This is a genomic window from Siphonobacter sp. (genome assembly GCF_048595215.1).
Taxonomy (GTDB): Bacteria; Bacteroidota; Bacteroidia; order Cytophagales; family Spirosomataceae; genus Siphonobacter.
Genome location: NZ_JBMDWJ010000023.1, coordinates 1 through 10,276, shown reverse-complemented (window position 1 = coordinate 10,276; position 10,276 = coordinate 1). Strand labels below are relative to the sequence as shown.

The 10,276-nt window shown below is 47.3% G+C and carries 12 protein-coding genes and 1 pseudogene; 8 read left to right on the top strand and 5 right to left on the bottom strand.

The window, feature by feature from the left end; all coding sequences use genetic code 11:
- The coding region (locus tag ACOJTG_RS01320) for a glycoside hydrolase family 88 protein (protein WP_420152150.1) at nt 1-625 on the top strand (625 nt) is incomplete at its 5' end.
- Nucleotides 626-660: 35 nt separating this feature from the next.
- Here the strand turns inward: ACOJTG_RS01320 and ACOJTG_RS01315 are convergent.
- On the bottom strand, nt 661-1,179 hold the full coding sequence (locus tag ACOJTG_RS01315; protein WP_420152149.1) for an antibiotic biosynthesis monooxygenase: 519 nt from the start codon (nt 1,177-1,179) through the stop codon (nt 661-663).
- Between the two features lie 347 nt (nt 1,180-1,526).
- Here ACOJTG_RS01315 and ACOJTG_RS01310 point away from each other — a divergent pair, with 347 nt between their 5' ends.
- The 4 genes from ACOJTG_RS01310 to ACOJTG_RS01295 all read left to right on the top strand — a co-directional run bounded on the left by ACOJTG_RS01310 (nt 1,527) and on the right by ACOJTG_RS01295 (nt 3,887).
- Complete coding sequence (locus ACOJTG_RS01310; RefSeq protein WP_420152148.1) at nt 1,527-1,739, top strand: hypothetical protein; 213 nt, start codon at nt 1,527-1,529, stop codon at nt 1,737-1,739.
- Nucleotides 1,740-1,947: 208 nt separating this feature from the next.
- Complete coding sequence (locus tag ACOJTG_RS01305; protein WP_420152147.1) at nt 1,948-2,508, top strand: Crp/Fnr family transcriptional regulator; 561 nt, start codon at nt 1,948-1,950, stop codon at nt 2,506-2,508.
- A gap of 236 nt (nt 2,509-2,744) precedes the next feature.
- Nucleotides 2,745-3,287, top strand: coding sequence for a DUF1349 domain-containing protein (locus tag ACOJTG_RS01300; RefSeq protein ID WP_420152146.1), 543 nt, complete (start codon nt 2,745-2,747; stop codon nt 3,285-3,287).
- Between the two features lie 33 nt (nt 3,288-3,320).
- Nucleotides 3,321-3,887: a sugar O-acetyltransferase gene (locus tag ACOJTG_RS01295; RefSeq protein WP_420152145.1), complete on the top strand. Its 567-nt coding sequence runs from the start codon at nt 3,321-3,323 to the stop codon at nt 3,885-3,887.
- A gap of 169 nt (nt 3,888-4,056) precedes the next feature.
- Here the strand turns inward: ACOJTG_RS01295 and ACOJTG_RS01290 are convergent, their stop codons facing one another.
- From ACOJTG_RS01290 to ACOJTG_RS01280, 3 genes are all read right to left on the bottom strand, one after another.
- Complete coding sequence (locus ACOJTG_RS01290; protein WP_420152144.1) at nt 4,057-4,818, bottom strand: LytR/AlgR family response regulator transcription factor; 762 nt, start codon at nt 4,816-4,818, stop codon at nt 4,057-4,059.
- A gap of 298 nt (nt 4,819-5,116) precedes the next feature.
- Nucleotides 5,117-5,830, bottom strand: a complete 714-nt coding sequence (locus tag ACOJTG_RS01285; protein ID WP_420152143.1) for an AAA family ATPase — start codon at nt 5,828-5,830, stop codon at nt 5,117-5,119.
- A gap of 250 nt (nt 5,831-6,080) precedes the next feature.
- Nucleotides 6,081-6,950: a 3-keto-disaccharide hydrolase gene (locus tag ACOJTG_RS01280; RefSeq protein ID WP_420152142.1), complete on the bottom strand. Its 870-nt coding sequence runs from the start codon at nt 6,948-6,950 to the stop codon at nt 6,081-6,083.
- Nucleotides 6,951-7,060: 110 nt separating this feature from the next.
- On the opposite strand from ACOJTG_RS01280, the gene ACOJTG_RS01275 reads away from it, so the two are divergent.
- Complete coding sequence (locus ACOJTG_RS01275; protein ID WP_420152141.1) at nt 7,061-7,897, top strand: helix-turn-helix domain-containing protein; 837 nt, start codon at nt 7,061-7,063, stop codon at nt 7,895-7,897.
- Nucleotides 7,898-7,969: 72 nt separating this feature from the next.
- On the opposite strand, the gene ACOJTG_RS01270 is transcribed toward ACOJTG_RS01275, so the two are convergent.
- The gene (locus ACOJTG_RS01270; RefSeq protein WP_420152140.1) at nt 7,970-8,881 is read right to left on the bottom strand and encodes an AraC family transcriptional regulator; all 912 of its coding nucleotides are present in this window, start codon (nt 8,879-8,881) and stop codon (nt 7,970-7,972) included.
- 246 nt (nt 8,882-9,127) lie between these two features.
- Between ACOJTG_RS01270 and ACOJTG_RS01265 the strand changes: the two genes are divergently transcribed.
- Both ACOJTG_RS01265 and ACOJTG_RS01260 read left to right on the top strand, forming a co-directional pair.
- On the top strand, nt 9,128-9,952 hold the full coding sequence (locus ACOJTG_RS01265; protein WP_420152151.1) for an SDR family NAD(P)-dependent oxidoreductase: 825 nt from the start codon (nt 9,128-9,130) through the stop codon (nt 9,950-9,952).
- A 27-nt stretch (nt 9,953-9,979) separates the two neighbouring features.
- A pseudogene (locus ACOJTG_RS01260) lies at nt 9,980-10,276 on the top strand (mandelate racemase); the annotation flags it as partial.

Below are 10,276 nucleotides of genomic sequence, written 5' to 3'. Positions count from 1 at the left end.
CAATCCGCAGTACCTCTCCAAGCTATACGAATACTTCACCTACGCTAACGGCATCATGTATGATCCCGAGGAAAAGCTGTATTACCGTGATGCCAAATACGTGTACCCCAAACACCGGAGTACGAACGGCAAAAAAGATTTCTGGGCCCGTGGAGATGGCTGGGTTTTTGCCGGACTGGCTAAAGTATTACAGGATTTACCTAAGGATGATCCCCATCGCCAGGCGTACCTGACCCGTTTTCAGGAAATGGCTCAGGCTATTCTGAAAACCCAGCAACCCGAAGGATACTGGACGCGAAGTATGCTCGATCCGGCTCACGCTCCCGGTCCCGAAACCAGTGGTACGGCCTTCTTCACCTACGGTTTGTGCTGGGGAATCAACCACGGTTATTTACCGAAGAAAACCTATCTGCCCGCGGCTCTCAAAGGCTGGCAGTATCTGTCGAACATAGCTCTGCAGACCGATGGTAAAGTGGGCTACGTGCAGCCCATTGGCGAAAAGGCCATACCGGGACAGGTAGTAGATGCCAATTCCACGGCCAATTTTGGTGTGGGAGCCTTTCTACTAGCGGGTTGCGAACTCCATCGCTTCCTCTCGAAAAAACCAGATGCCATTGCTCATTGATTTTGAGTAGTACCAATGAATAGTTTCCAATGGCTTTACCGATGCGGGTGAAGCCATTTTTTTAGCACCCTGGTGACAAAAGGCATCACTACCCACGTAAGCAAACCGACCATACAGGCCGCGGTGATCAGTAATCGAAGAACGATAGGAAATTCTTTAATAAAAGGACCGACGGTGAAGGCTAGAAACAGACTGGTAGGAAAGACCCCGCACAAGGTAGCCAGGGCCATTTTCCAGCGGGGTGGGGCCCCCGGTGACCGAAACCAGGCTTCCAGGCCGTTGAGTTGTCGGTAGACGGGCTCTTCGGTTAACGTAGAGGCATAAGCTTCCCAGTCTTTAAACCGTTGGGAGTCGTAGAAGGCATCGCGTTCCGCTTCATCGGCGAAGGTTCGCAAAATGCCGATTTCACCACTGTCGGGTAGGGAAGTAAGCATGGCGGCTCCGTGAACGCCCCCGTGCGAAAAAGACTCACCCAGAAAACGGCGTAGCGATTCGCGAAATTCGGCTTCTTTGCCCGGGCGTACCTTACGGGTAATGGCAACGTGGATAGGCATCGGTTTTCGGTAGGATTGAGGGCTTTAGCGAACGTTAAGATAAACGTTGTACACAAAAGTACAGGCAAAGCCTATATTTTTCAGCAGCTGTCTCCTTCGTTTATTGATCCAGTAAGGGGCTAAAAAAGCTTTGTATGTCTTCAGCTAGGGTTTCGGGAATTTCCCCTTGAACTAAACGATAAATTGTCGTCGGATGCAATGTATCCATTAAGATCAGTAAGGATTTTTTCATTGGCTTTTGATAAAATCCACATACCTGAGCCTGCTTTTCTTCTCCTTACTTAGACCGTACAGCGGCATTGGCACTTGTTTTTAGGGAATCGAACGAAAACAACCTTTGCATATCTATGAAAACCGCTGGACTCCTTTTAATCGTTGTTGGTGCCATCATGTTAGTATGGACCGGGTTCTCCTTCACCAAAAAAGAAAAAGTACTGGATATTGGTCCGCTGGAAGTATCGGCTGATAAAAAAGAAACCGTCAACTGGCCCCCCTACATCGGAGCGGTTCTGGTCGTGGGAGGCATTGCCGTATTTGCGATGTCCAAACGCAGGGCTTAAAAAACGGTCATTGCTTGTACGAGTAATGATTCCTTGCAGGTAAGGAAAAGTGGTAGCATCTTCAGACGCTACCACTTTCTCTGTTTTAGGAGCCTCCGTATCAAGTAAAGAATCGAAAGGAATTTTCAGTAGTAGTATTCTCTATCCTTGAAAAGAGCAGCTCTCGTACAAACCTTCGCTACCTTCGTGTTTTACTAAAACGCGTACCGTGGAGATTGAAGAAATACTGGACCGGATTGATCCCATGCCGCAGTCCTCTCAACAAAAACTGATTCAGGAGCTGGAGTTGATCACTGTACCGAAAGGACATTTGCTGATGAGTGCCGATCGACTGGCCGAACAGGTGTATTTTATTCGAAGAGGCGTCGTGCGGGCGTATGTGCTGCATCAGGAACGGGAAGTTACATTCTGGTTTGGGCAGGAGGGGGATATTGCCATGTCGATGAACAGCTTTACCATCCGTAAAGCAGCGTTTGAATTTCTCGAAGCCTTGGAAAGTACAGACGTTTACGCCATTTCTATTGAAACATTGCAGGACTTGTACCGTCAGGATATTCACCTGGCCAACTGGGGGAGAAAATTTGCGGAATCCGAATTAAGACTGGCGGAAGAACGTTTTACAGCCCGTCAATTCAAAACTGCCCGGGAACGGTACGAGGATTTTCTCACTACTTACCCCGATCTGCTTCAACGGGTACAATTAGGTTATATCGCATCGTACCTGGGTATCTCGCAGGTTAGTTTGAGTCGAATTCGAATGAAGCCTTAGGCTGGGGTTGGATTGAAACCCAACCGAAAAGGCTTTCCTTCTACAGTTGGGTTTCAACCAACCACCTTTTTTAACATTTGTAAAAAAGTTTAATCATGGCCAGCATCTAGCTTTGCGGTTTCACCCGACAAAGGGTGTTTTTGTGTACCTTCTCTGTATTCCCCATGAAGAAACTGCTGGTTAGTAGCCTTTTTTTATTTTCCTCCCTTCTGGTTTCTGCCCAAACGAAATCTTCTATGCAATGGCTTAATCCTCCCAAACAGTGGAGCGGCGATGCTCAGAAATTATCCCTGACCGTAGAACCGAATACCGATTTCTGGCGGATCACCCATTATGATTTCATCCGGGATTCCGGACCTTTTTATTACCAGGAACTAGCGGGCGATTTTGAGGCCACTGTAAAAGTTACCGGTCAGTACCGGGAGCTCTTTCACCAGGCCGGATTGATGGTTCGGATTGATGCGAAAAACTGGATCAAAACGGGTATCGAGTACGTCGATGGGGTACAGAATGTTAGTGCAGTGGTAACCCGTGAGTTTTCAGACTGGTCGGTGGTACCGCGACACGATAGCCCAGCCTCCCTTTGGCTAAAATTACTCCGCAAAGGGGATTACGTTCAAATCGAGTACTCCTTTGATAATCAAAAGTTTGAAATGCTTCGATTAGCGTATTTTCCGCCCGGTGTTAAAGCTCAGATTGGTATGGTAGCAGCGGCCCCGGGTAAAGAGAGCTTTCCCGTTGTCTTTGAAAATTTCGTAGTTAAACCCGTTCAGAAGTAGGGATTACTACGAAAGTGCTAAGTACAAAAAGTCATGAAAACAGAAAAAGAAAAAATGCTGGCGGGGGAACTGTACAACGCCCTGGACCCCGAGTTGACGGCGGAACGGACGCGAGCCCGTTTGTTACTAAAAGCCCTCAATGAATCACGGGAAGATGAGCCCGAATCCCGAGCCCAGCTTATCCAGGAATTATTGCCCCAGGCGGGCCCTGGACTTAATATTCAACCGCCTTTCTACTGTGATTACGGAACGAACATTGAGATCGGTGCAAACGTATTTTTTAATTTCGATTGTACCGTATTGGATGTAACTCCGGTTCGCATCGGAGCCCGTACCCTGTTCGGTCCCAACGTGCAGATTTATGCGGCTACGCATCCCATGGATGCCCGCGTACGGGCGGAGGGACTGGAGAGTGGCAAGCCCATTTCCATTGGAGAAGACGTTTGGGTAGGGGGTAGCGTGGTCATTTGCCCCGGTGTGCACATTGGCGATCGTTCGGTCATTGGGGCGGGTAGCGTGGTTACCCGCGATATTCCTTCTGACGTATTCGCGGCTGGCAACCCTTGCCGGGTAATCCGGCCGCTGGATTCGTCGCTTTAAGAGAACCGTTGGAAATAAAGAAGCTTATTCAGAGCCCGGTTCATCGTATCTAATCTAAATACGTTGCTTATCGTCAGGTTGAATGGAGGTGACTAAAAAAAAACAAAAAAGCCGCAAGGTGCCCCTTGTGGCTTTTTTGTTGTCCAAGTAATAATGATTGAATCAAAGTTTAACGCTCTTCCATCCAGGAAAGAAAACTGTGCGATTTTTCCTTGTTTACCAGTAGTTTATCGGGCGTTTCGATGACGAGCTTCACCAAGAGTTTTCGCAGGAAATAATGTTCCACTTCCTTAATGGCCCTGAAATTGACTAGGTACTGCCGATTGATGCGAAAGAACTGCCTGGCAGATACTGAATTAGTAATCTGATCGAGCGATTGATTAATTGAAAACGCCTGCCTATCGAAGCAGACGATGTGCGTAGCCTCATTTGCGACGTAGAAATAGGCAATGTTTTCCGTTTGAACGGTCGTATATTTTTGGTTTTTAAAGACCAGAAAACTCGTTTTTCCCGTGGGTGCTCCGAGCCGGGCTAATAGGTCGCTTAAATCTGGTACCGTCTTTTGTTGGAAGAAATTCTTTAGTTCATCTACTTTCCGCAACGCCTCGCGAATGTCCTCTTTGGAAAATGGCTTGAGTACGTAGTCAACCCCGTTCCGTTTGAAAGCTTCCAGTGAATACTCATCAAAAGCCGTACAAAAAACGACTGGGCAGGAAACTTTAACGGCCTTGAAGATTTCGAAACACAGGCCGTCGGCTAATTGAATATCCATGAAGATCAGATCCGGTTGGGACCCCTCACTGAGTGCCTGTACCGAGCGATCTACGCTTTGGTATGTACCGGTGATACGAACGTTAGGTCGGAGTTCGAGGATCGTATTTTCAAGGGATTGGGCCGTTCGAAGCTCGTCTTCAATAATGATGATATTCATGGATGAACGGGAGTTTAAGGGGAAAGGTACGATGCTTACAAACAGCCATTAAAAGCTCGGTACGGTTAGTCTACGTTCAAAACAGCTTCAGTAACTGCCCGCAACGTTGTTACGGATAGATAGGAACAAAAGTAGTTTCAACCAGCACGTCCCTACCAGCGTCCCGAGGTTGAGCCGGTCCGATTCGCAGTTGAGTTAGACAGATTCAGTGCTGAATGTTATACTATAAAATGGATTTTACAGAAAAATCCTCCGCTCAGTATGGGCAGAGGATGAAGTGTACCAGCGAATGATACAATCAGAAGGATGGAATCGCTTGCGATTCAAGCGATTGAATAATGAGCGATTTGAGTCCCGTGAACAAATGATCTTTCGCTTCGGCGTAAGACACTCCGTACTTACGGTCCACGTGATGCAAGGATTCGGGAAAAGTCTGGAGCAAAGTTTCGTAATAGGCGTCCAGTTCCTCTGATCCCGGCATCTGATAGCGTAAGGTCAGTTGAAAACGTCTTCTGAGGGCCGGATCGATTACTTCCAGGTGGTTGGTAGCGGCTACGAGTAGGGCCGTATCGGGTAGATAATCAATCAACTGAATGAGCGAGTTTACCAGCCGTCGCATTTCGCCGACATCCTTATCGTCCCGAATTTTGCCGAGATGGTCAAACTCATCAAGAAAGAGTATCGCTTTATCGCGTAAAGCTCGGTCAAAAGCCGCCTTGACATGACCCGCCGTTTCACCAATTTTGGCCGAAACGACTGTACTCAGGTCCAGAATATACAGGGGTTTATGCAGGGCGGAAGCCATGGCTTTAGCCGTGCTGGTTTTTCCGCATCCGGTGCTGCCCGCCAGCATCAGCTTGTTCGTCACCGGAAGGTTGTATTTGCGGAGTTCCTCCACATATTGATACTCTTTAATGACTTGCTGAAGGTAGTTGCGGTTCGTTTCGTCCAGACGAATATCCTGCCAATCAATTTTTTCTTTGTCGTGAATCAGTACATCCCATGCATTCATGCCGTAACGCTCGTGTTCGGGGCCTTAGCTTACCCTTGTTTCTGTTTCGCAAAGGTAATTCCTTATTAAGGAGAATACGTTTGAAAGGGTTTAAGGTTTGAATAGTTTAACGTGGTAAGTAGCTGGTTGAAAGAAAAACCAGGTCATAAAGGGGTAGGGTTCGTAAGTTGTGTTGTCCGAAAAAACGAAATTCTCCAGGCTGTACCGGATGCACAACCTGGAGAACGATTCTCTGTGAAATCAAATGTCATTAAAACAAACGCTCGTAAGCCGGGGGCATTTTTTCCAGCGGTTTGATGCGAATATCCCGGAAGAATACCTCAGCGGCCTCGCTTTGTAGCTGAAGTTTACCTTTTGTCATCGGAACTTCCTTTCCTTCGGGTGTTATGTAGCGAGAATTTTGAAGGATCATCACCACGTGGCCGTTTACAATATGAAGGCTTTTCCCTTCGAAACAAATTAACTCCAGCGTCGTCCATTCGTTATTAGGACTTTCGTAATTGCCCGAACGCATGCAAAAGCCATCGCCTCCTTGTTTGAGGGTGCCAAAAGGTTGTTTTTCGTCGGCAATTCGGCTCATACTTCCTTCGGATGGGTACGAACGAATATCGATGGCGGAATTAGCCTGACACCAGAAATCACCCATGTGTCCTTCCATAATCTGAAATTCCTGGGAGAGCATCCAGGTTCGCCAATAATCAGCTCCCGCTTCTCCAATGGAATGGTAGAGGATACCAGAATCTCTCAGTAAATTCATCCGCGGCACGTATTTCTTCTGGCCCCATTTTACCTGAAGTTTTAAGTGGTAGTTTTCGTAGGACTGCCGCGAAATCAGACAGCCATACAGCTCTCCACTAACCCTTAATACCGGACTACCCTTTTCATTAATCACCGAAAATACCTTCAATGAATCCTTGTCATACCCAACGGGAGCGATCGGATTACCGGACGCGTCTTTCGGTATTTTTCCATTATAGCCGGGTTTGTGTGCATAGCTTAGATAGCTTTGCCATTGGGAGAGATCTTTATCTAAAAGCGGGGTCCATTCGTCCGCCGTTTTCAGGGATGAAAATAGAATCAGGAGCGTAAAGCACGTTATCTGCAGGAAGATCTGTTTCATAAGGATAGGATGTTCAATCTGTTGTAGAAACAAATGTACAGATGTGACTTTAGCCTCTAATTGTAAAAATCCATTATCTATCGGTAGATTTACGGGCAGGCTCTAGCTCTATGAAACGCTACATTTTACATACCCCCTTCAGTATCTACCACTTCGAAGCTCCTACTTGGATGCACTCCGTCCATAAGCATACGTACTTCGAAATCATTTTTGTACTGAAAGGGAAGGGCATTCATCACATCAATGGCAACACCTTTCCCTATCAGGAGGGCGACGTTTTCCTGTTGGGGCCGGAGGATTTCCATTCCTTTGAAATCGAGGCGTTGACCGAATTCAGCTTTGTCCGTTTCAATGAATCGATTCACAAGGAACACCCTTCCGATAAAGATCGTCCGTGGCAACCCGTCATTCGAACATTACTGACGACTTCCTCGCAAAGTCGGGGTTCTTTGGTGGTGGATAAGCAGGAGAAACAGAAGTTACACCAGTTACTGGCGGTGTTGGAAGCCGAATCGGCGAACGATCAGACGCCTTATTTTGAGATTGTTCGGGATAGTTTGATGCGGAGTATGCTGATGATTCTGGCTCGCAACTTATTCAGGGAGACGCCCGCTAAACCGGTACTGAAAGATTCAGTGGAGGCCATTCTTAGTTACATCAAACAACATATTTATCAACCCGAAAACCTGAGTATCGAGCATCTCGCCCAGACGTTTCATTATGCTCCCGCGTACATCAGTCTTTTGTTTAAGAAGCAGACGGGAGAATCGCTGAAACAGTACATTGTCAAGTATAAGATCAAACTCATCGAGGCTCGTTTGCTGTATAGTCAGCTTAGTTTGAAGGAAATCGCGGATGAGTTTGGCTACACCGATGAAAGCCATTTTTGTAAACAGTTCAGAAAATACACTGGTACTACGCCGACGCTGTTTCGAAAGCGGGATTAAAAAGCAATGGATACTACGGGATATGAATACAGTGAGGTAGAGTCGTTCGATCCGTAGTACATAACAAAAGAACTACCCCGATGACTGGCTTTTTTTTACCGTAAGTCGATATTGTTCCGGCGATTGGCCGATGTTCTTTTTGAAAATCCTGGAAAAGTAGAAAGGGTCATCATAGCCCAAACTCAGGGCAATGTCTTTGATTTTCGCATCATCGGCGTAAATCAGCTGGCAGGCTTTCCGCATTTTCAAATGAATCAGGTAATCGACGGGTGCCATGCCCGTACCCTTGCGAAAGAGCATGGAAAAGTATGAACAGGAGAGTTGATGTTGCTGGGCCAATTCTTCCACCGATAACTTCTTGTCGAGATTTGAACTCATGAACGTGATGGCGGCGGAAATAATATCGTCCTTCTTGCTTCGCTCAGGCAGGGAAGGCTTGGGCGGGTATATAAATAGGGACGCCAAATACGTCAGACGCATATTCGCCTGAGCCAGGTTGTCCAGACTATACCCCCATTCTAGACTCTGATAGGTTTTATGCCAGATATCGATGATGTGTTCGTTAAAAGCCAGGTTGATCGGTCCGTTTTCGGGAACAATGTGTAGCGTCTGATTAAAGGCATCGATCTGGGGGCCGGTAAAGTGTACCCAGTAAATCGTCCAGGGGTCTTCGTAGTCGGCCCAGTAGCGAATGTACAAATCCGTCGCGGGCAGGAGGAGGTACTGATTCGCTCCGACTTCGAATCGCTGATCCCCAATGACGTAATGGCCTTTTCCCTGTAAACAGTAGATCAGAATATTGTCTTCGCAGCCTTTTCTCCGTTCCCGGTAGTGAAACAGGGCCTTGGGAAAGTAACCAATATGGGTGATGTACAAAGGAAATAAAGCCGGATTCGGCTGGATGACGTCCCGAAGTACTCCACTCGGAATTCCAATCAATTTCTCTCCGTCGAATCCATCCCTTCTGCGTAAGGTGCTGCTCATTTTAATAGCCAAAGAATAAAATTGAATATTCCAGTATCTTACTTAATATACCCTTTTACTAGGACTAAAGTACGATAAAATTTACTTTATATGTTCGTATAATTCTACTTATGCTTCAATTTTTAGGTCTGAATAATCATCAAATAATCCATTAAAATAAGCAAATCCTCTATAGGTACGACTAGGGGTTGGGTTCTACTTTTGGCGAATCATTTCCTGATCTAAACCCAATAAACTATAGATGTGATGCCTATACCTGCCACCAATGCGGGCTACCTCCTGGCGGACAAAGTAGTCTTTTTGACCGGAGGAACCGAAGGGATTGGCTTCGAATGTGCCCAGGCCTATCAGCGAGCGGGGGCCCGCCTTTGTATCGTTAGTAACGACCGATCTAGCATTGATCAAGCCCAGTCAACCTTGAACCCAGAGGGTACGGAGTTTGTGCTAGCTGACGTAGCTAATTCGGTTGAAATCAAACAAGCCATTGAGCATTGCCTACGGGAATTTGGACGAATTGACGTCATTCACAACAATGCGGGCATATCCAGTCCCTCAAAAGCCCTGCATGATACGACCGAACCGGAATGGAAAACCCTGTTTGAAGTGAACGTGGGCGGCATTTATCATACCACGCTGCACGGAATCGAATCGCTGAAGAAAACTCGGGGTACGATTCTCAATACCGGAAGTTTGGTCGGAGAAATTGGCCAGGAAATTCACGCCGCTTATACCGCCACCAAAGGAGCGGTCAACGCTCTTACTAAATCCATGGCTCTCGATTACGCCCCGCTAGGGATTCGCGTGAATGCCGTAGCTCCGGCGGGTGTACTGACTCCTCTGCTGCGGAGCTGGAGCCAGCAACAGCCCAATCCGGAAGAAGTGGAAGCATACCTGAATCAGATTCATGCCTTAGGGTACTGTCCCGAAGGGGATGTCATTGCCGACGCCTGTCTGTTCCTGATTTCGGATATGGCCCGGTTCATCACCGGATGTATTCTGCCCGTCAGCGGTGGAGCCGAGCTGGGTTACAAAAAGTTGCTGGTACCGCAATCCCTGGAAGCAAAAGTATAAACGCACCTAACCTCATTCCTTTTTTGTATGATTTATAAAGTTACCGTTCAGGATGCCCGCTATCCACTCGACAAAAGTGCGGGAAGTGACGCCATTCATCGGGACCCCGTATATTCCTACGCGGTCACTCAATTAATAGATGAAGGAGGATTGACGGGTACGGGATTGGCCTTCACGCTGGGAGCGGGTAACGACCTAGTTTGTCAGGCGGCGAATTATTACGCTCAACGGCTGGTTGGACACGATATTGAAGCCGTTATGGCGGATTTCGGTAATCTATTCCGAGCCTGGTCGAACGATCCGCAGTTTCGCTGGCTGGGTCCG

Coding starts and splice junctions, on each gene's coding strand:
- ACOJTG_RS01315 (WP_420152149.1), bottom strand. CDS start 1,179: ATGCCTATCCACGTTGCCATTACCCGTAAGGTACGCCCGGGCAAAGAA.
- ACOJTG_RS01310 (WP_420152148.1), top strand. CDS start 1,527: ATGAAAACCGCTGGACTCCTTTTAATCGTTGTTGGTGCCATCATGTTA.
- ACOJTG_RS01300 (WP_420152146.1), top strand. CDS start 2,745: ATGCAATGGCTTAATCCTCCCAAACAGTGGAGCGGCGATGCTCAGAAA.
- ACOJTG_RS01295 (WP_420152145.1), top strand. CDS start 3,321: ATGAAAACAGAAAAAGAAAAAATGCTGGCGGGGGAACTGTACAACGCC.
- ACOJTG_RS01290 (WP_420152144.1), bottom strand. CDS start 4,818: ATGAATATCATCATTATTGAAGACGAGCTTCGAACGGCCCAATCCCTT.
- ACOJTG_RS01285 (WP_420152143.1), bottom strand. CDS start 5,830: ATGAATGCATGGGATGTACTGATTCACGACAAAGAAAAAATTGATTGG.
- ACOJTG_RS01280 (WP_420152142.1), bottom strand. CDS start 6,950: ATGAAACAGATCTTCCTGCAGATAACGTGCTTTACGCTCCTGATTCTA.
- ACOJTG_RS01275 (WP_420152141.1), top strand. CDS start 7,061: ATGAAACGCTACATTTTACATACCCCCTTCAGTATCTACCACTTCGAA.
- ACOJTG_RS01270 (WP_420152140.1), bottom strand. CDS start 8,881: ATGAGCAGCACCTTACGCAGAAGGGATGGATTCGACGGAGAGAAATTG.
- ACOJTG_RS01265 (WP_420152151.1), top strand. CDS start 9,128: ATGCCTATACCTGCCACCAATGCGGGCTACCTCCTGGCGGACAAAGTA.